Source organism: Nocardia implantans (assembly GCF_035544775.1).
Lineage (GTDB): Bacteria > Actinomycetota > Actinomycetes > Mycobacteriales > Mycobacteriaceae > Nocardia > Nocardia implantans.
The window spans coordinates 513361-532773 of record NZ_JAYKYQ010000002.1 but is presented as its reverse complement, the minus strand read 5'-3'; the positions used below and the strand labels follow the sequence as shown (position 1 = coordinate 532773).

Sequence of the window (19413 nt, the reverse complement as noted above, 5' to 3'; positions counted from 1 at the left end):
CGCGGGCATCCATGCACGAAATCAGCGCGCCGGCGACAGCGGCGGCGGACGCCAGCGCCCCTGGATGACCTCCGCCTTCGGCGCGTACAGGCGCAGGGTCAGCGAGAATTGCCCGGATTCAGGAATGGGCAGCCAGTTCCCGGCGGCTACGGCGGAGCCGGGGTCGGTGTACTGCAACGCGATGTCGGCGGACCCGTCCGGATTCACCACCACCGGATCCGGATGGCCGACCGCGTAAATCCCAGCCGGGTTGGGCACCAGGTAGCTCTCGGCGTCATAGGCGGTCAGCGACCAGAAGTCGTCGACTGGCGGCAACTGGCCGGGTGCGAAGTGCAGCCGGAACCGCCCCGCGCCCGCGTCGGCTTCCGTCGAGGCGAACAGCGTCGGATAGAAGGCGGTCTCGGCCAGGCCTGCGCCGAGCGCGATCTGGGCGACGGCGGCGCGCAGGAGGTAGTTGGTGCCGAACCTGCCGACGTCGGGGTCGACGAGCCAGCCGTTCTCGTTGACCGTCCGGGCGCCCAGGTACACCGGGATCTGCTGCTTGGCGGTGTTCACCGCCGCGGTGAGTTCGGTCTCCGAGATGCCGTGGACCGTACCGCCCGGCCGGATGCCGATCTTCTCGAAGCGCCGCATCGCGGGCTCGTCACCAGGCGCGGGCGGGTCGGTCGACAGCAACGCGCACATCCGGTCGAAGAACATCCTCGGGTCCATCCCGGCGACCCATTCGGGCGGCGGCTGCGCACTCACCTGCCCGCTCTCGGCGGGCGCGGGCGGCTCGGCGCCCGCCACCCAGGCGCTCAACGGCACCAGCCGCAGTCCCTGCTGGATCGAGCGCACCACGGGCAGATCGTTCTCGCCGTCGACCTGGATCCGGACGATCAACCACACCGTCGGCGTCGGCATCGGCAACGGCGTGAGATCATCCGGCAGCGCACCCGACCAGCCCGGACCGGTCACCACATAGGTGTACGGCGGCCGGTCCGATTTCGCTTGCGGCCGACGGTTGTTCGGGTTGTGCGCGTTGTTCGTCCAGGCGTCGAGCACTTGGGCCACCCAGAACCGTCCGCTGTCCATCGCGGGCACGCTGAGCACCATCGGCTCGCTCGCCACATCCAGCCACGCGGTCGAACGCAGCGTGTCCCGGTCCAGCCGCACCACGTCGCGCTGCGCGGGGGTGGGCAACGCAGACGCGTGCTGGAAACGGTTGATCGGCGTGACCGTCTCCGCCGCCATCCGGGTGACGTCCAGCAACACCAGAGGGTAGCCGAATACGTAGGCGTCTTTGGCGATCGTTGCGGCGTCACCAGGGGCGGAATCGGTTGCGCGATCCTGCCCGGATCCGCCGCATGCCGCCGATCCGAGCGCGGCCACCGCCGACGCCGCGATGCCCAGCGCCCTGCGCCGCGACACCGTGAGCTTGTCCTCGGTGCTCTCGTCCATGATCCGCTCCGCCTCCGATCCTATCGGCAGCGCGAGATCCGCACCGGAGTACGACCGCACAAACGGCGGAAACCGCGGTTGGAAGGGCTTTCGCGGACCAAGTGGACGACCGTGCTCCAACGAGGTCCGGGGCAGACCCCCGCGATCACGGCCGGTGCGGCCCGTTCACCGCGTGTTCGCCGCCGAACGCGCGAGAAGCAGGGCCGCACCGCCCGCGCTCAGAACTCGAGCACGGTGTTCATGATGGTGCCCGCGCTGGTGGCCACCACTCCGCCGATCATCGCGCCGGCGATCATCTTCGGGGACTGCAATCCGCCGCCGCTCCACTTCTCCCAGGCGAATCTGCCGCCCGCGTAGATGATGCTGACGATGCCGGACGCGAGAGCGAACCAGGTCAGGTACCGGACGAACTGTAAGAGCTTGTCCGCCAGGGGCGGCGCCTCCGGGGTCGGATTGCCGATCTGCGCCAACGTCGTGAACGAATCGCCGACCGACGCCAGAATGATGCTCACCGTTTACTCCCTCTACGCTCGAATACAACCCTGCCGCCGACCAGCCGTTTTGCGAAAGCCGTTCGACCACCGATGAATTCGGCCACGAACCAGGATACGGGCACAGACGCCGCCGCGGTGCGCGCACTGCGTGCGACGTTCGCGCCCAGCGGTGGAACGGGCAGCACGCTCACAGGTCCGGCTACCCGGCCGATGGCGCGGGAAACACGAACTTCCCTGCGCTGCTTGGACCTGACTGCGTCGGGGCGAACGAACGGATACGATCTTCTCAGCGAATCACTTGCCCCTGTCCCGAATCCAGAATGAGCGAACGACGATGATCCTGGCCGCCGCTTACGACACCCTGGCGCAGATCGGCAACCCCACTCCAGAAGCACCGCCGATCTCCGACAAGTTCCTCCAACTGGTCCGCTACCTGACGTGGTTCGTGCTCCTGTCGGGCATCTGCGGCATCATCTACGCCGGTGGCCGCTTCGCCTGGGAGAAGTGGACCGGCGGCGGGCTCGAGTCACCGAAGATGGTGGCCGGGGCCATGATCGGCGGGGTGATCGCCACCAGCGCGGGCACCATCATGAACGCCGTCATCGGCTGAGCCGCCGCGAACCGGAAACACACACCGTCATAGCTTTTCGCTATAACAAGCGGGCAGTGTGCGGCGGGCAGGGTCTGCCGCCGCGGTGATCGACGCGTCCCTTCGCGCGATCAGCGCAGGATGCCCGCATGCCGAGCGGCGCGCAGCCAGTCCGGGAACTCGCCGAGCAATCGGGCGTAGAGCTGCGCGTCGTCGACCTGGTCGATGTCGTCGAGAGCGAAGAAGCCCGCGTTGTCGACGACCCGGTCGGACAATTCGTCCAGAGCGCGCAGCAGACCGTAGTTGGCGCGGCCGAGGCCGACGAACTGCCAGAAGGCGGGCAGCAGCGAGGCCCGGCGCATCAGCGCGGCGATCTCGCGTTTCTTGGCGAACCCGCCGTCGGTGAAGAACAACACCAGCGTCGGACGGCCGCCAGGGCGCAACGAGTCGATGATGTCGCGCATGACCGGTAGTTCGTCGTTGCGGCCGCCGAGCCGGTCGTAATCGATGTCGCCGTGGGTTCCGCCGAGATGCAGATAGGTGCGGGCCCACTCGTCACCGTGCTCGACCGTGATATCGGGCAGCTTGGCGAAGGAGAGGGCGTACAGGTACGCCTCCAGGACGCCGTCGTCGTCGAGCTGGGTGGCCACCGGGATCATCCGCTGCACGACGCGATGCACCACCTGGTCGCGGTACTGCCGTTGCATGCTGCCGGTCTTGTCGATCACCAGGACCACCCGGGCCCGGACACCGAAAGCGGCCTTGTCGATGAGGACTTTCGCGACCTCGCGCTTGCGCAGGTCCAGCGTCGCGCGTTTTTCGAAGGAGAGCTTCGCCTCGCCGGGAACGGTGAACACCTCCGCCGCCGGGGCGACCCCCGGCCCGGCCCGATCCGGGGAAGGAACGTCCGCACCGGCCGGTTCCTCGTCCACGCTCACACCGTGATCGGTGACCAGCGCGGCGAACCCGCCCGCATAGCCCTGCCCCACCGCGCGCACCTTCCACGCGCCTCCACGGCGATACAGTTCGAGCGCGATCACCACGGATTCGCTGCCCAACCCTTCGATGCGGTACTCGTACAGGATGTTTCCCGTCGGGTCGGCCACCGTGGCGACCGGAGGCGCGAACCCGCCGAAGGTCCGCGCCGGATCGTCGAGGGTGAGCACCGCGCGCACCTGCGCGATATCGGCGGGCAGATCGCCGAGTGAGACCGAGAGCGTGCCGGGTGTTCCCGCGCCCAGCGCCACACCCGGCGCGCTCGGCTGATTGAAGAACACGAAATCCGCGTCCGATCGCACCCGGCCCGCTTCGGTCACCAGGAGCGCCGACACATCGACCGCGGCCTCGGTGCGTACCGAAACCAGCACGTGAGCCGCGTCGAGTACACCGTTGTGACCCTTGACCAATGCCGTGCCCACCGAGACTCCCAGTCGTCGTCGCTCGTGAAACGCCCAACCGGATCAGGGTAAGGCCGGGCTCGCGAGCATGCGGAGTCTTCGCCGCGCCGCTAGCGGTTGGGCCTGCGACGATTCCGGCGCGGGGCGCGCCCCGCCGTCATCGGACACCGGTGCCGGTCAGCGTGGCCATCGGCGGCCGGTCGGGCGCGGGCGCCGCTCCCCGCACCGCACGCCAGCTCGAGCCGTCCGGGAGGTACTGGGTCAGCGCTGCGCCCGAATCGGGGATACCGAGCCGGTCGAGCAGCGTCGCGATCACCTGCCTGCTCATCTCGGCCAGTTCGTGCAGCGGCCGATTGCGGTGCGCCCTGGCGCCGAGATCGACCTGCCCGATGGCTCGCGCTCCGTGCCTGCGCCACGTGTCGATCAGGATGCCGATCTCCACGCCGTAGGCGGGTGCGAACGGCAACGACCGCAGCAGTTCCCTGGTGGCCGCGTACTCTCCGCCCAGCGGCTGGCGCAACTCGGCCAGTTCCGGCGCGAGCGCGGCGAGCAGCGGCCGGGCCACGAGCTGGGTGACGCGCCCACCGCCGTCCGCGGCGGCGCCGAAAGGGCGGCGATAGAACCCTTTCACCAACCGTAGCCGCTCGTCCGACAGCAGCGGTGCGAGCAGCGACGGCACGAACCTCGGGTCGGGCGCGACCAGATCGGCGTCGACGAACACGATGAAATCACCGGAGGCCACCGCCAGCGACCGCCACAGCACCTCACCCTTGCCGGGACACGGCGGTACGGCGGGCAGCGCCTGTTCCCGGGAATAGACGGTCGCGCCCGCCGCTCTGGCGCGGGCGGCGGTCCGGTCGGTGGAGCCGGAGTCGAGCACGATCAGCTCGTCGACCAGGGTGCCGACGAGGTCGCGGATCGAGGCGACCACCTCCGCGACGGTGTCCTCCTCGTTCAGGGCGGGCACGACCACCGAGACGGTGCGGTGCCGCTTGCGTTCGAGAAGCTCGTCGTGCGACCAGGCGCGGTCGTAGTGGACGATGCCGGGCGCTGCCGACGTCATGCGCGAGTGTCCTTTCGCTGGTCCATCGAGCGGTTGGCGCTCGCCGGAGTGCGTCTCGGCGAGGCGGGGAGGTCACCGTGGCTCCCCCCGCGGCGGCAATGCGAGACTGAGCGCGACGAGCGCCAGCGCGGTTCCCGCCACCACCCACAGCACGGTGACGCAGGCGGCGAGGAAGGTGTGGGCGGCGGCGATCTGTCCGGCCAGATCCGCTCCCGCGCCGGGACAGGTGTGCGCGTCCAGGTGCGGGGTCGGCGAACGCAGCGCCGCTTCGGCGCAGTCGGCGAACGTCGTGACGACGCCGTCGCGCTGCGCGGTCGTAGCCGATGAGTCCGAAAACGGTCCCGCGAGTACGGCTTTCGCGTGCTCGACGCCGAGGCCGGTGTCGGCGTCTACCCGGCGGAAGAACAGCGCGCCGAGCACCGCGACGCCCAGCGAACTGCCGATCTGCTGCACGGTCGGCACCGTTCCTGAGGCCGACCCGGTCGCCCGTTCCGCGACCCCCGCCATCATGGCCGCGGGCAGCGGCGCGGCGAACAGCCCCATCCCGGCTCCTGCGGCGAACACCGGAACGGCCAGGCGCCCCGGATCGATCGCCGCGTCGGCGGGATCGACGGTCATCGCGATGACCACGATGGCGACCGCGAACCCGAGCACACCGAGGGTGAGCCCACGATTGCCCAGCCGCGCCACCACGATCGGCGAGGTCAGCGCGCCGCACGCGCCACCGATGGCAAACGGGAGCACCAGGATTCCGGTCCGCAGCGCGGTGAATCCCAGCCCGGATTGCACGGTCACCGACACGGTGAACAAGAACGCGGCGAAGATCCCGAAGAACAACAGGGTGAGCACGGAGCCGACCGCGAAACCGCGGTCGGCGAACAGATCGATCCGCAGCAGCGGGCTCTGCCCGGCCCGCAGCCGCCTGCGCTGGTGCCAGACGAACACGACGAGCAGCCCGAGCCCGACGCCGAGCAACCCGAACAGCTGGGGCGGCCAGCGCTGTTCGCGCCCGGCCGCGAGCGGGTACAGCACCGCGACCAGCCCGCTGGTCGCCAGCAGCGCGCCGGCGACGTCCAGCGGTTCCCGACCCGGTGGCCTGCCGACGTGCAGATGCCGGTGCGCCAGCAGCAAGCCCAGCACGCACAGCGGAACGTTCAGCAGGAAGATCGCGCGCCAACCGAGGCCGAACGGATCGGAGGCGATGATCGCGCCGCCGAGCAGCGGCCCCACGATGGCCGCGAGCCCGGCGGCGGCTCCGTAGAGCCCGAAGGCCAATGGCTGCCGCGCTTTCGGGAACACCGCACTGATGATGGCGATGACCTGCGCGGACATCGCGGCGGCGGACAGCCCCTGGACCGCGCGCGCGGCGATCAGCTCACCGGGCAGGTGCGCCAGGCCGCACCACACCGAGGCCATGGTGAACGCCGCCATGGCGCCGAGGAAGACCCGCCGCCGCCCGACCGACTCCCCGACCCGCGCGGCGGTCATCAGCGTGCCCGCGAAGGCCAGGCTGTAGCCGGCCACGACGAACACCTGCGCCGAACCGGGCGCCGCCATTTCCGTGGCGATGCTCGGTAGCGCGGTGTTCACGATCGTCATGTCCAGCATCTGCATGAACACCGCGAGCAGGCACGCGCCCAGCGCCGCCCACGCACCCGAGCCGGAGACCGCCGTCGGCGTCGCGGTGGTCGTGCTCGCCGGTGTGCTCATGGCAGGGCGCCGACCCGCACCGCGCGGTCGCCCTTCGCGGCGACGTCGGCCACGATCGCCCGCATAGCGGTGACGTAGCGCCCGATCGCCTCGTGCGCCTGCGGGGTATCGGGAAACAGCAGGCTGAGCGTGGTGACATCGGTGAACCGGTTGACCCAGATGTAGACCTCGCGCGAGCTGCCGCGGTTGGCGAACATGCCGCCGTCGATCTTGTCGAACATCTCCACGCCGGCCATCTTGCGAATGTCCAGGTAGGACAGCATGCGTGCGGACCAACCCGGGCGGGTGCGGATGCCGAGCTCCGGCGGCGCAAGTTGCAGTGCCCGGTGCAGGGACACGTCGGTCAGGTCCTTGCCTTGGTCGTATGCCCGCTGAGCCGCGGCAGCCACGTCCGTGAACGACTGGTCGGCGTTCACCGGGAAGGCCACCGGGATCAGATTCGTGTACCACCCGACCGATGCCGCCTCGCCCTCGGTGCGACGCGTGTTCACCGGTGTGAGACCGAAATACCAGTCACCACCGGCCAGTTCGGTCTCCGCGAGCGCGGCCGCGGCGAACAGGCCCCCGGTGAACCGGGCGTCGTTGGCGCGGCAGGCCTCCTCGAAGCGCAGCGCACCCGGCTCATCGATGAGAACGGTCGTCACCTGGGCGCCCCGGACGTGCTCGTCGCCGTCCACCCACAGATCCACCGGGAAGCCGGGAACATCGCCGCCGTTGCGTCGCAGCAGATCCAGCCAGACGGCGATCTGCGGTGAGTCGGCGGCGAGCTCGGCGCTGTAGCGGCGCTCGCGCTCGCAGTAGGCGATGTGACCGGTCACCGGCGCGGGCGTCAGGCTGCCGCCGGACAGTTCACTGCCGTAGAGGGTCAGCAGGTCCACGCACGACAGCGCCTGTGCCACGCCGTCGGTGTGCAGGTGATCCACCGCCGCGTACACCGTGAACGCTTCCGCGTGCTCGATGACGCCGAAGCTGAAGCAGTCCCAGTCCAGCGGGCCCGGCGTCTCGGTGAGCACATGCGCTCGGATGGCGTCGCTGTCGGTGTAGACGCCGTGCTCGGTCGCCGCCACCCGGATGTCGGCGGGGTCGAGCACCCTGCGTTCCACCCGGTCGTCCTCGGTCAGGACGAACCAGCTCCAGAACGTGTCGTGCCTGCGCAGGAATGCCTCGACCGTTCGCGTGAACGCGGCATGATCCGGCACGCCGGGAATCGTGAACGCGATCATGCACACCCGCGAAGTGCGCACGCCCGCATCGGCATTGCGGTGCGTGGTGCGCAGATATTCCTCCTGCTGATGTGACGGCGGCGCAGGATGAACCGGGGCACGGCGCGCCACGGTGAGCGATTCCGGCGCCGCACGCCAACTGGTGAGCTTTCCCGCCGTCGGCTGCCATTCGTCGATAAAACCGAAATTGACCACAGGTGTTCTCGATTCGTGCTTGCGAGGAGAAATCCTCGGCTGAACCCCCAGGAAAGTTAACGACTCCGGTCGTCCGGCGACCATGGGTTGCACGAAATCTTGTGACCACCACCAGCCGGCCGCACCGACGGCTCGTCGAGTCTCCCAAGAATGCGCGCCAGTGCTTGCCGGGGGGTGCGACCGCGCCCTACGTTCGCCACCACGAAATGCACGAAACAGGTTCGGAGGTCTCGCGTGCGGGCTCGAACGACATGCAGGCCGGGCGCGATCATCACCTCGATCGCCGTCGCCATCGCGCTCGCCGCGACACCGCTGTCACCGTCCTGGCCTGCGGCGACAGCCGAACCGACGGCACAGGCACCGGATCCGCCAGCCGCCACGGATGGCGCCCGAGTGGTCGGCATCGGGCCGGGCGCCGGTCGCCTGATCGAAGTGCAGATCCATTCCCCCGCGATGGGCGCCACCGTCCCGGTGAAAGTGATCCGCGCGCCGGATAATTCCGAACCCGCGCCGACGCTGTATCTGCTCAACGGCGCCAGCGGCGGCTCGGAAGGAAGCAACTGGCCCCACCGGACCGATATCGAGGATTTCTTCGGCGACAAACAAGTCAATGTCGTCGTGCCGATGGGCGGCGAGGGTAGCTATTTCGCGGATTGGCAGGCCGACGACCCGGTCCTCGGCAGGCAACGCTGGACGACATTTCTCACCAGAGAACTGCCGCCGCTGATCGACGCCACTTTCGGAGGCAACGGGGCCAACGCCGTCGCGGGCATCTCCATGGCGGCCACTTCGGTATTCCAACTCGCCCTCAACGCGCCGGGGCTGTACCGAGCCGTCGGCTCCTACAGCGGATGCGTCCGCACCAGCGATCCGCAGGGCCAAGCCATGGTCGCCGCCGTCGTCGCCCACTGGCACGGCAACGCGCTGAACATGTGGGGCCCGCCCACCGATCCGCACTGGGCCGCCAACGACCCGTACCTGCACGCCGAACAACTTCGCGGCACCGCCATCTATGTCTCCACCGGCACCGGCATACCGGGACCGTTCGACCGGCCCGATGGGCCAGGCATCGACGGAAATCGCGACAAACTGGTCAGTCAGCTCGTCACCGGCGGCGTGCTGGAGGCGATCATCAACCAGTGCGCGCACGATTTGAGCGATCGGTTGCGCGAACTGAACATCCCCGCGACGTTCGACTTCCGCCCCTCCGGCACCCACTCCTGGGGCTACTGGCAGGAGGACCTGCACAACTCGTGGCCGCTCATCGCCGCCGCGCTGGCGGCCTCCCCGGCCACCGGATAGCCGAAACCGGTGTCATCGCGGCCGGGACGACTCCGCGGCGCCGGTGATATTGCGCGCCATCCCGCCGAAAACGATCGTATGGAACGGCGCGATGGACTTCCAGTACAGATGTCCGGCCAGCCCATGCGGTTCGAACACCGCGCATTGGCGATAGGTGGCGCCTGGACCGTCCGGCTCCACCGCGAGCTCGAGCCACGCCCGGCCGGGAACCCGCATCTCGGCGCGCAGACGCAGCATCCGGGGCCGCTCGATCCGCTCCACCCGCCACCAATCCAGCGCCTCCCCTTCGTGCAACCGGTGCGGATCGCGGCGTCCGCGGCCGAGACCGGCGCCGCCCGCGAGCCGGTCGATCCATCCGCGCAGCGACCAGGCCAGCGGGAAGGAATACCAGCCGTGCTCGCCGCCGATCGCCTCGATCACCCGCCACAGCGTCGCCGGGTCGGCGTCGGTGTGGCGTTCGCGCACGTCCCGGTACAGCGAACCGCCCGACCACTCCGGGTCGGTGGGCAGCGGATCCGACGGCGCGCCCGGCGGATGCGCGTCCGACCACCTGGTCGGCACGTCCAGATCACGAATCTTGCGCAGCGCCAACATCACCGCCCGCCGGTAACCGGTCGGTCCGTCCGGCGGGTCCGGAATGAGGTCGGCGATCGCGTGGTCGCGGCAGACCACGTCGTTGATCAGCGACTCCATCAGCGGAACGGCGATCGCGCGCGGCACCGGGGTCACCAGGTTCACCCACTGCGCCGACAACCACGGCGTCAGCACCGGCACCGGCACGATCAGCCGTCGCGGCAGCTGGGCCACTTCGGCATACTCGCGCATCATCTGCCGGTAGGTCAGCACGTCGGGGCCGCCGATGTCGAACGCGCCGCCCGCGCCTTCCGGCAGCGTCGCCGCTGCGGTCAGGTAGTACAGCACGTCACGCACCGCGATCGGCTGGATCCGGTTGCGCACCCAGCGCGGGGTGATCATCAGCGGCAAGCGCTCGGTCAGATAGCGCAGCATCTCGAAACTGGCCGAGCCGGAACCGATGATCACCGCGGCCCGCAGCACCAAGACCGGCACCGGACCCGCTCGCAAGATCTCGCCGACCTCGGTGCGGGAGGCCAGGTGCCGCGATAGCCGCTGGGCGTCAGGGACGATGCCGCCCAGGTAGACGATCCTGGTCAGCCCGGCGCGCGCCGCCTCGGCCGCGACCAGCGTGGCCGCCTCCCGGTCCACTGTGTCGAAATCGGCCCGCGTCAGCGAGTGGACCAGGTAGTACAGCACGTCCTGCCCCGCGAGCGCGGCGCGCACGTCGGCGGCCGAGGTCACGTCGCCCGCCACCACCTCGACGCGATCGCGCCAAGGCGCCTCGGTGAGTTTGCCGGGTGTGCGTGCCAGCACGCGAACCGTGTGACCGGCGCGCAGCAACTCCGGCACCAGTCGTCCGCCGATGTAGCCGGTCGCACCGAACACCACACACCGCACGGCAACCACCCTTCCGATGACCTGCTCAGGTGATGACCGAGGGCCGAGGGGTCAAACAGCGACCGCGGCGCCCCCGCACGGGGATCGGCCGAGCGCGAGCCCTGCTCGATCGCACGACGGCGTGCCAGACTGGGCCGGTGAGCGAAACCAGCAAAAGCGGCAGACCGGACGAACCCACACCGCCCGATCGCGGTGATGTCATCGGTATGGGCCTGCTGTGGCTGGCCAAATGGGCGGTGTGCATCGTCGCGATCGCGGCGGGCGCGTGGGTGCTCGGCTTCCTGGTCGCCCGGCTGTGGGTGGTGATCCTGCCGGTGGCGCTGGCGATCGTGATCGCCACCGTGCTGTGGCCGCCGGTGCGCTGGCTCACCACCCGCGGCTTGCCGCCCGCCGCGGCGGCCTCGATCGCGGTGCTCGGTTTCGTCGGCGTGCTGGCCGGCGTGATCGCGCTGATCGTGCCCTCGGTGGTCGACCAGGCCCCGGAGCTGGCCGACAAGGCGAGCGAGGGCGTCAACCAGGTGCGCGACTGGTTGCAAGGGCCGCCGTTGCGAGTGCGCGAAGAGCAATTGGATTCGGCGGTGGACGCCATCGTGTCCCGGTTGCAGTCGAGTTCCGCGCAGATCGCCAGCGGCGTGTTCACCGGCGTGACCACCGCGACGTCGGCGCTGATCACCCTGTTCCTTGTGCTCGTGCTCACTTTTTTCTTCGTCAAGGACGGGCCGCGTTTCCTGCCCTGGCTGCACAGCGTCTCCGGCAGCCGCAGCGGCAGGCACCTGGAGGAGGTGCTCAGCCGCATCTGGGTCGTGCTCGGCGGGTTCATCCGCACCCAGGCGCTGGTCAGCCTGGTCGACGCGGTGCTCATCGGCGCCGGTCTGGTCATCCTCGGAGTGCCGCTGGCGCTGGTTCTCGCGGTGATCACCTTCCTGGGCGGATTCGTCCCCATGGTCGGCGCGTTCGTCGCGGGGGCCCTCGCGGTGCTGGTCGCCTTGGTCGGCAACGGCTTCGTCACCGCACTGATCGTGCTCGGCATCGTCGTCGCCGTGCAGCAGTTGGAGGGCAACGTGCTGCAACCGGTCCTGCAGAGCAGGAGCATGCAGCTGCACGCGGTCATCGTGCTGCTGGCGGTCACCGCGGGCGGCTCGCTGTACGGGATCGTCGGCGCGTTCCTGGCCGTGCCCGTCGTGGCGATCGCCGCGGTCGTCCTGCGCTACGTCGGCGAGCAGATCGACGCGGCCACCGCGCCGCGGCCGGAACCGGACAGCGATCCCGCGGACTGACGCAGCGCCCGCGGCCGCGCACCATCGTTGTACTCAGTCCGAATGTAACTATCGCCGTCGCCCGCCGCGGTTCCTAGCGTCAGTGGACATGACAACTGATGTGGGCACCCCGCTCAACGACATCGCCGACGCGACGGCCGAGGCGGTCGCCGACGACCCGGCGAACGCGCTGGTGGTGTTCCGTGCCTCCGGGACTCCGGAGGGGACGGTGGGCAGCGCGATCTCCCTCGGCAGATACACCGTGCGCGTGGACGAACCGCCGGCGCTCGGCGGCGCGGACACCGCGCCCAATCCGGTCGAGGTGTATCTGGCGTCGCTCATCGCCTGTCAAGTGGTCACCTATCGGTTCTGGGCCCAGCGCCTCGGCATCACGATCGATGAACTGGCCGTGAGCGCCGAAGGCGATCTCGACGTGCGTGGATTCTTCGGCTTGGATGAGAACGTTCGCCCCGGCTTCCAAGCGGTGCGGGTGACGGTTCGCATCGGCGGCCCCGAGACCGCGCAGCGTTATACCGAACTCCAGCAGGCCGTCGACGCGCACTGCCCCGTGCTGGATCTCACGACCGGGCGCACTCCGGTCGACACCACGCTGATCACCGATTAGCGGCCGTCCCGACCAGATCGACCACGCACAAGGAAGGACCTTCCCGATGACCGAACCCGACCTGTCCCAGAACTGGAGCTTCGAGACGAAGCAGATCCACGTCGGACAGATTCCGGACGGCACGACCAACGCCCGCGCCCTGCCGATCTACCAGACCACCTCCTACACCTTCCGCGACACCGCGCACGCGGCGGCGCTGTTCGGTCTGGCCGAGCCCGGCAACATCTACACCCGGATCATGAACCCGACCCAGGACGCGGTGGAACAGCGCATCGCCGCACTGGAAGGCGGCGTGGCGGCTCTGCTGCTGGCCTCGGGCCAAGCCGCGGAGACCTTCGCGATCCTCAACATCGCCGGCGCGGGCGACCACATCGTCTCCAGCCCCCGGCTCTACGGCGGCACCTACAACCTCTTCCACTACTCGCTGCCCAAGCTCGGCATCGAGGTGTCCTTCGTCGACGACCCCGACGACCTCGAGCAGTGGAAGGCCGCCATCCGCCCGAACACCAAGGCGCTCTACGGCGAGACGATCTCCAACCCGCAGAACCACATCCTCGACATCCCGGGGATCGCGGGTGTCGCGCACGACAACGGTGTTCCGCTGATCGTGGACAACACCGTCGCCACGCCGTACCTGATCCAGCCGCTGGCCCACGGCGCCGACATCGTCGTGCACTCGGCGACCAAGTACCTCGGCGGGCACGGCGCGGCCATCGCAGGCGTGATCGTGGACGGCGGCAAGTTCGACTGGACCGGCGGCCGGTTCCCCGGCTTCACCGAGCCCGACCCGAGCTACCACGGCGTCGTGTACGCCGAACTCGGCGCGCCCGCCTACGCGTTGAAGGCGCGCGTGCAGTTGCTGCGCGACCTGGGCTCGGCGGTGTCGCCGTTCAACGCGTTCCTGATCAGCCAGGGCCTGGAGACGCTGAGCCTGCGGGTGGAGCGGCACGTGCAGAACGCGCAGGCCGTGGCCGAATTCCTCACCACCCGTTCCGAAGTGACCTCGGTGTCCTACGCGGGTCTGCCGTCGTCGCCGTGGTACGAGCGGGGCCGCGCTCTCGCGCCGAAGGGCGCGGGCGCGGTGATCGGCTTCGAGCTGGCCGGCGGCGTCGACGCGGGCAAGCGGTTCGTCGAGGCGCTGCGGCTGCACAGTCACGTCGCCAACATCGGCGACGTGCGCTCGCTGGTGATCCACCCGGCCTCCACCACCCACTCGCAGCTGACGCCGGAAGAGCAGCTGGCCGCGGGCGTCACCCCGGGCCTGGTCCGGCTCGCGGTCGGCATCGAGGGAATCGACGACATCCTCGCCGATCTGCGCGCCGGATTCGACGCCGCTTCCTGACGCGTCGCGCCCCGGGGCCGATCGGCCCCGGGGCGCTTCCCCGGTCACCCATGCGGATCGGAAGCCGCTCAGCGGGGCGAAAACCCGTTTCGGGCGCGATTTCCTGATTACCGTCGATGAATTGAACCGCAACCGCAGTTTCCATCGACCGGCTCTCGGCGCCACCGCTATTCGTCGGCGGCACGCGGATTCGATTGGCGTACGCGCGGTTCCTCGCCCGCGCGAAAGAAATGGAACTGCCGCGCATCCGTAAGGCTTTCTGAACCGAACTAGAAGGGTAGGTATATGTCCTCTTCAGAATGAGGTGGGTAAGTTCATGGGCACAGCAGTACCCGAAATCGAAACTGCGGCACACCCCTTCTTACGCCGCGCCGTCACTCTGGTCGTCGCGAGCGCCATCCCGTTGTCCTTGGTCGGCGCCGCCGCCGGCGCCACCGCCGACCCGCTGCTGCCGGAGATCTCCGTCCAGATCCCGTTCGCCCCGGCGCCCGGCCTCGGCATCGTCCCTGCGGCCGATCCCGCGGACCCCGGAGCTGTTCCGCCCGAGTTCCTTCCGCCCGCGCCCCCGGTCTCCGCGGGCCGCAACGACCTGAGCGTCAACCGGCCGATGCCGGATCCGAACGTGCTCGCGCCGATCGAGCCGCAGCGGCTGCACCTGCCCAACCCCGCCGCCCCGGCTCCCGCGGTCGCGCCGATCGAGGCGCCGCCCGGCACGCTGCGCGTGGGTTCGGTGGTGATCGGCCGTCCCGATTTCATGACTCCCGAGCAGGGCAAGATGTTCAACGACGCGATCGCGGGTCCGGAAGCAAGCATCGCGCAGACCCTGGATTCTGCGGGCTTCGAACCGTCGCGTTCGGACCGCATCGCCGCCGACCTCATCGGCTCCACCGCCATCGGCGCCTCGGTTGGCAGCATGGTGGCCTCGCCGGTGGCCTCGATCGGTGCGGTCATCGGCGCGATCTGCGGCGCCATCGCGGGCCTGCCGATGATTCCGACCGGAACGATCGCCGTCATGGCCCTCGGCGCCGCCATCGGTTACGGATTCGTCGCCTCCCCGGCCATCGCCGTCGGCGCGGCCGTCGGCGCGGGTGTGGGTGTGCTGCAAGGACTTCTGACGCCGCCGACGGTTCCCGCCGCGTAAAGTTCCCCGTGCCGGAAACCGCCCATTACGCGGATCCGGCCTCGATTCCGAATACGCGAGATTTCCGCGAAGACCCGGTTTCCGCCGGGTCTTCTGCTTTTCCGGCGGAAATGGCCGATGTTTGGCCGCCGGATAACGGGCTACTGCGAAGAAGACCGGCTGAAGATGGCCGGCCGGTCGCTTCAGAAGGAGGTTGTGACATGAGCACAGTCGACAAGGCGAAGAACAAGACCGATAAACTCGCTGGTCAGGCCAAGGAAAAGTTCGGCGAGGCGGCGGGCGACCGCGGCAAGCGCGACGAAGGCCGCACCGACCAGATCAAGTCCGACCTGAAAGACGCGGGCGAGAAGGTCAAGGACGCCTTCAAGCACTGACCGTAGCGCCGCGCACGGAGCGCACGCGAGCTGAGCGACGCGCCCGGCCGAAGCGCATAAGGCGGATGGCCGCATCGAGCGGTCATCCGCCTTTTTCTTCCGACCAACTGGTCCAACCAGTTGACGTGTTGACCCTTCTGCGCGACACTCGGCGGCATGGAATTCGCCGCGGTCGCCCGCACCGCCGTCTCCGATGTGGTGTTCGGCCAGATCATCGACGCGATCTTGAGCGGCAAGCTCGCGCCGGAGGCGACGCTGCCCTCCGAGCGCGAACTGGCCGAGATGTTCCAGGTGAACCGCCACGCCGTCCGCGAAGCGCTCAAGCGCGTCCAGCAGAGCGGGCTGGTGCGCGTCACGCCCGGCGGCAAGACGCGGGTTCTGGACTGGCGCTCGCACGCGGGCTTGGACATCCTCACCGCGCTCACGCGCTCCGGCGCGGTGCCCGCGCGGCGGATCCTGCACGACATCGCGGTGATGCGGCGTTCGGTCGCCGCCGACGCGGCCCGGTTGTGCGCCGAACACGCCGACGCCGAGCAGCTGGCGGCGGTGCGACGCGCCGCGGCGACCTACCCGGACGCCACCGCGCCCTTCGACACCGTCGTGGAGGCCGATCTGGCGTTCTGGGTCGCGATCCTGGACGGCTCCGGCAACCTCGCCTACCGGTTGGCGTTGAACACCCTGGTGGCGGGCTATTTCGGGATCGGCATGGAGCTCGTCGCCGAACTCGGCCTGAACAAGGAGTACATCGACCCCGGCGCGCATCGCGCACTCGCGGAGTGCATCGCCCGCCGCGACTCGGACGCGGCCTACGACACCGCGTACACCCTGCTCACCCGCTTGGTGGACGCCCAAGCAGCACCGGAAGATTGACCCCTTGTTCGACCTGATCGCCCACGCCATACCGGTTTTCGTGCTCTGCCTGGCCCTGGAAGCGGCCTCCTTCCACCTGCTGCCAGACGACGACCAACTCGGCTACCAGTTCCGCGACGCACGCACCAGCGTGCTCATGGGACTGGGGAACGTGGTGGTGAATCTCGGCTGGAAACTCGTGGTGGTCGCGGTTTACGCCGCCGCGTACCTTCTCGCCCCGGTGCATCTTCCCGCGGACCATCCGCTGACCTGGGTCGCGCTGTTCTTCGCCGACGAGATCGCCTATTACTGGTATCACCGCACCCATCACACGGTGCGCGTGTTGTGGGCCAGCCACGTGGTGCACCACTCCAGCGAGTTCTACAACCTCTCCACCGCCCTGCGCCAGCCGTGGACCCCGTTCAGCTCGCTGCCCTACTGGCTGCCGCTGGCGCTGGCCGGTTTCCCGCCCTGGATGATCCTGCTGCAACAGTCGGTCAGCCTGGTCTACCAGTTCTTCATCCACACCGAGCGCGTGGCGACGCTGTGGCGCCCCCTGGAGTTCGTGTTCAACACCCCCTCCCATCATCGCGTGCACCACGGCTCCAACGACCGCTACCTGGACAAGAACTACGGCGGCATCCTGATCATCTGGGATCGGCTGTTCGGCACCTTCGAGCCGGAGGGCGAACGCGTCCGCTACGGGCTGACCAAGAACATCGAGACGTTCAATCCGGCGCGCGTCGCCACCCACGAGTGGGCCTCGATCTGGCGCGACCTGCGCGGTGCGCCGTCGTGGCGCGCCCGCGGCGGCTACTTGTTCCGCGGCCCCGGCTGGGCGCCGGCCGACTGATCCGCGGCGGCGCGCCCGTCGCCCTCCTCCTCGACGAGCCGCAGTGCGCTCGGCCACCAGATCCTGCGCCCGATCAGGCTGAACAGCGCGGGGATCACCACCGTGCGCACGACGAACGTATCGAGCAGGATGCCGAGGCCGACCACGATGCCGACCTGCGTCAATGTGATCAGCGGGAGCACGCCGAGCACACAGAACACCGCGGCGAGCACGATGCCGGCACTGGTGATCACCGCGCCGGTCACCGACACCGCCCGCACCATGCCGCGCGTGGTGCCGTGCCGGGGAGTCTCCTCGCGGGCCCTGGTCACCAGGAAGATCGTGTAGTCGACGCCGAGTGCGACCAGGAACAGGAACGCGAACAGCGGCACGCTGATGTCCAACGCGGGGAAGCCGAACACGTGCTCGCTCATCCAGCTGCCGAGACCGAGCGCGGCCAGCGCGCTCAACACCGTCACCGCGACCAGCAGCACCGCGGCGGGCACCGCCCGCAGCAGGGCCAGCAACACCACCAGCACCACGACGAGGATGAGCGGGATGATCAGCTTCCGGTCGCGGCTCGCGGCCGTCTGTACGTCCAGCGCCTGGGCATCGGTACCGCCGACGATCGCGTCGGCCCCTGGCACAGCGGCCACCGACGCCCGCAGCGCCTCGATCGTGTCGAACGCGCGCGCCGACGACGGCGGCGCGTCGATCACCACCGACCACCGGGTGAGCCCGGTCGGCGAGGCGCCGGTCTGCCAGGTCATCACCACGCCCTCCGTGCGATGGAACGCCGCGTCGATGCCCACCGCCGCGTCGCTGCGCGCGAGGACGATCGCGGGATCGGAGGCGCCGGAGGGGAAGTGCCGGGCGAGGGCGTCGAATCCCTCCACCGACTCCGCGCGAACCCGGAACTGCTCGGTCTGCGACAACCCCACCTGCGTCGACAGCAACCCGGTCGCGCAGACGACCAGCACCGCGATGGCGCTTGCGGCGACCACCGCGGGCCTGCGCACCACACGCGCGGCGATGGCGTGCCAGATGCCCTCATCGGCGGTATCGCGGTCGTCGGCCTGCGGCACGAACGGCCAGAACACGTTACGCCCGCACAACGCGAGCGCGGCGGGCAGCGCCAGCAGCACGAACACCACCGCCACCAGCAAGCCGAGCGCGGCCATCACGCCGAGGCTGCGCGTGCTCGGCACCGAGGCGAGCAGCAGCACCAGCAGCGCGGCGACCACCGTCACGTTGCTGGCCAGGATCGCGGGCCCGGCGCGCCGCACCGCCTGGCGCAAGGCGGTGCGGTGGTCGGCTTCCCGGTGCAGTTCGTCGCGATAGCGCGACACCAGCAACAGCGCGTAGTTGGTGCCGGCACCGAACACCAGCACGCTGGTGACACCGGAGGTCGAGCCGTCGAAGGTCAGGTCGGTCAGGCGCGCCAGCGCGGTTCCGGCGCCGGTGGCCACCCGATCGGCCGCGCCCACCACCGCGAGCGGCACCAGCCACAGCACCGGGGAACGGTAGGTCGCGATCAGCAGCACGGCGACGACCACCGCGGTCACCGCCAGCAGGGTGACGTTCGCGCCGGAGAACGAGTCGGCGATGTCGGCGCCGAATGCCGGACCGCCGGTGACCTGCAGCAACAGTCCGTCGGGCAGCCCGTCCCCGGCGACGGTACGGATGTCGCCGATGCGGTCGGTGAGCGCGAATCCGCTCAGCTCGGCGTCCACGGGCACTTGCCCGATCGCCGCTTTCCGATCCGGGGAGGCGAGCAGGTCGGTCGGACCAGGGGCGCGTCCCGACGCGCGGGCCACCGCCGCCACGGTGGCGTCGCGGTCGTCATCGGTCAGTTCGCCGCCGTCGGCGCGCGTGACCACGATGATCGCCGCGGCCGACCCCGCGTCCGGGAATTCCTTCAGCGCCTGTTCCACCCGCGCGGATTCCGCCGAGGACGGCAGCGCGGTGGGGGCCTGCCCGGCGGACTCGTTTTCGCCCACCGCGCCGATCAGGCCGATCGATGCCGCGGCGAGCACCACGAGCAGCACCCACGAGGTCCGGGCGGTCACCACCGACGCATAACGATCCCAAGCACTCACCCCGCAACT

General features: G+C 69.6%; 17 protein-coding genes. 9 read left to right on the top strand and 8 right to left on the bottom strand.

What is annotated here, in order from left to right:
- Positions 1–21 precede the first annotated feature (21 nt).
- Together U3653_RS06675 and U3653_RS06670 are read right to left on the bottom strand one after the other, a co-directional pair.
- A complete protein-coding gene (locus U3653_RS06675) occupies positions 22–1440 on the bottom strand; it encodes a DUF1254 domain-containing protein (RefSeq protein ID WP_195077705.1) in 1419 nt (472 codons plus the stop codon).
- A 218-nt stretch (positions 1441–1658) separates the two neighbouring features.
- A complete protein-coding gene (locus U3653_RS06670) occupies positions 1659–1952 on the bottom strand; it encodes a hypothetical protein (protein WP_195077704.1) in 294 nt (97 codons plus the stop codon).
- Positions 1953–2268: 316 nt separating this feature from the next.
- On the opposite strand from U3653_RS06670, the gene U3653_RS06665 reads away from it, so the two are divergent.
- Positions 2269–2544: a hypothetical protein gene (locus tag U3653_RS06665; protein ID WP_039796837.1), complete on the top strand. Its 276-nt coding sequence runs from the start codon at positions 2269–2271 to the stop codon at positions 2542–2544.
- Between the two features lie 110 nt (positions 2545–2654).
- Here U3653_RS06665 and U3653_RS06660 read toward each other — a convergent pair whose 3' ends face one another.
- The 4 genes from U3653_RS06660 to U3653_RS06645 form a co-directional block, all read right to left on the bottom strand.
- Positions 2655–3941: a vWA domain-containing protein gene (locus tag U3653_RS06660; protein ID WP_195077703.1), complete on the bottom strand. Its 1287-nt coding sequence runs from the start codon at positions 3939–3941 to the stop codon at positions 2655–2657.
- A gap of 136 nt (positions 3942–4077) precedes the next feature.
- On the bottom strand, positions 4078–4983 hold the full coding sequence (locus U3653_RS06655) for a glucosyl-3-phosphoglycerate synthase (protein WP_195077702.1): 906 nt from the start codon (positions 4981–4983) through the stop codon (positions 4078–4080).
- 72 nt (positions 4984–5055) lie between these two features.
- The gene (locus U3653_RS06650; protein ID WP_195077701.1) at positions 5056–6693 is read right to left on the bottom strand and encodes an MFS transporter; all 1638 of its coding nucleotides are present in this window, start codon (positions 6691–6693) and stop codon (positions 5056–5058) included.
- Positions 6690–8195, bottom strand: coding sequence for a condensation domain-containing protein (locus U3653_RS06645; RefSeq protein WP_323123895.1), 1506 nt, complete (start codon positions 8193–8195; stop codon positions 6690–6692). The genes U3653_RS06650 and U3653_RS06645 overlap by 4 nt, the downstream gene beginning before the upstream one ends.
- Before the next feature lie 150 nt (positions 8196–8345).
- Between U3653_RS06645 and U3653_RS06640 the strand changes: the two genes are divergently transcribed.
- Positions 8346–9413, top strand: coding sequence for an alpha/beta hydrolase (locus U3653_RS06640; RefSeq protein WP_323123896.1), 1068 nt, complete (start codon positions 8346–8348; stop codon positions 9411–9413).
- Positions 9414–9425: 12 nt separating this feature from the next.
- Here U3653_RS06640 and U3653_RS06635 read toward each other — a convergent pair whose 3' ends face one another.
- Positions 9426–10877 (bottom strand): SDR family oxidoreductase, encoded by a 1452-nt coding sequence (locus U3653_RS06635; protein WP_324722347.1) that lies wholly within the window; start codon positions 10875–10877, stop codon positions 9426–9428.
- Between the two features lie 215 nt (positions 10878–11092).
- On the opposite strand from U3653_RS06635, the gene U3653_RS06630 reads away from it, so the two are divergent.
- The 7 genes from U3653_RS06630 (at position 11093) to U3653_RS06600 (ending at position 17326) form a co-directional block, all read left to right on the top strand.
- On the top strand, positions 11093–12163 hold the full coding sequence (locus tag U3653_RS06630; RefSeq protein WP_435406551.1) for an AI-2E family transporter: 1071 nt from the start codon (positions 11093–11095) through the stop codon (positions 12161–12163).
- A gap of 88 nt (positions 12164–12251) precedes the next feature.
- Positions 12252–12767: an OsmC family protein gene (locus tag U3653_RS06625; protein ID WP_195077697.1), complete on the top strand. Its 516-nt coding sequence runs from the start codon at positions 12252–12254 to the stop codon at positions 12765–12767.
- 46 nt (positions 12768–12813) lie between these two features.
- The gene (locus U3653_RS06620) at positions 12814–14109 is read left to right on the top strand and encodes a bifunctional o-acetylhomoserine/o-acetylserine sulfhydrylase (RefSeq protein WP_195077696.1); all 1296 of its coding nucleotides are present in this window, start codon (positions 12814–12816) and stop codon (positions 14107–14109) included.
- Between the two features lie 316 nt (positions 14110–14425).
- Positions 14426–15250: a hypothetical protein gene (locus U3653_RS06615; protein ID WP_195077695.1), complete on the top strand. Its 825-nt coding sequence runs from the start codon at positions 14426–14428 to the stop codon at positions 15248–15250.
- 200 nt (positions 15251–15450) lie between these two features.
- Positions 15451–15624: a CsbD family protein gene (locus tag U3653_RS06610; protein WP_195077936.1), complete on the top strand. Its 174-nt coding sequence runs from the start codon at positions 15451–15453 to the stop codon at positions 15622–15624.
- 156 nt (positions 15625–15780) lie between these two features.
- Positions 15781–16494, top strand: coding sequence for a FadR/GntR family transcriptional regulator (locus U3653_RS06605; protein ID WP_195077694.1), 714 nt, complete (start codon positions 15781–15783; stop codon positions 16492–16494).
- 4 nt (positions 16495–16498) lie between these two features.
- Complete coding sequence (locus U3653_RS06600) at positions 16499–17326, top strand: sterol desaturase family protein (RefSeq protein ID WP_195077693.1); 828 nt, start codon at positions 16499–16501, stop codon at positions 17324–17326.
- On the opposite strand, the gene U3653_RS06595 is transcribed toward U3653_RS06600, so the two are convergent.
- Positions 17287–19404, bottom strand: coding sequence for an MMPL family transporter (locus U3653_RS06595; protein WP_195077692.1), 2118 nt, complete (start codon positions 19402–19404; stop codon positions 17287–17289). The genes U3653_RS06600 and U3653_RS06595 overlap by 40 nt on opposite strands.
- Positions 19405–19413 lie beyond the last annotated feature (9 nt).

Bases quoted from the DNA above. Each gene is read 5' to 3' on its own strand.
- U3653_RS06675 (WP_195077705.1), bottom strand. From the start codon at position 1,440: ATGGACGAGAGCACCGAGGACAAGCTCACGGTGTCGCGGCGCAGGGCG.
- U3653_RS06665 (WP_039796837.1), top strand. From the start codon at position 2,269: ATGATCCTGGCCGCCGCTTACGACACCCTGGCGCAGATCGGCAACCCC.
- U3653_RS06655 (WP_195077702.1), bottom strand. From the start codon at position 4,983: ATGACGTCGGCAGCGCCCGGCATCGTCCACTACGACCGCGCCTGGTCG.
- U3653_RS06650 (WP_195077701.1), bottom strand. From the start codon at position 6,693: ATGAGCACACCGGCGAGCACGACCACCGCGACGCCGACGGCGGTCTCC.
- U3653_RS06645 (WP_323123895.1), bottom strand. From the start codon at position 8,195: ATGGTCGCCGGACGACCGGAGTCGTTAACTTTCCTGGGGGTTCAGCCG.
- U3653_RS06630 (WP_435406551.1), top strand. From the start codon at position 11,093: ATGGGCCTGCTGTGGCTGGCCAAATGGGCGGTGTGCATCGTCGCGATC.
- U3653_RS06625 (WP_195077697.1), top strand. From the start codon at position 12,252: ATGACAACTGATGTGGGCACCCCGCTCAACGACATCGCCGACGCGACG.
- U3653_RS06620 (WP_195077696.1), top strand. From the start codon at position 12,814: ATGACCGAACCCGACCTGTCCCAGAACTGGAGCTTCGAGACGAAGCAG.
- U3653_RS06615 (WP_195077695.1), top strand. From the start codon at position 14,426: ATGGGCACAGCAGTACCCGAAATCGAAACTGCGGCACACCCCTTCTTA.
- U3653_RS06610 (WP_195077936.1), top strand. From the start codon at position 15,451: ATGAGCACAGTCGACAAGGCGAAGAACAAGACCGATAAACTCGCTGGT.
- U3653_RS06605 (WP_195077694.1), top strand. From the start codon at position 15,781: ATGGAATTCGCCGCGGTCGCCCGCACCGCCGTCTCCGATGTGGTGTTC.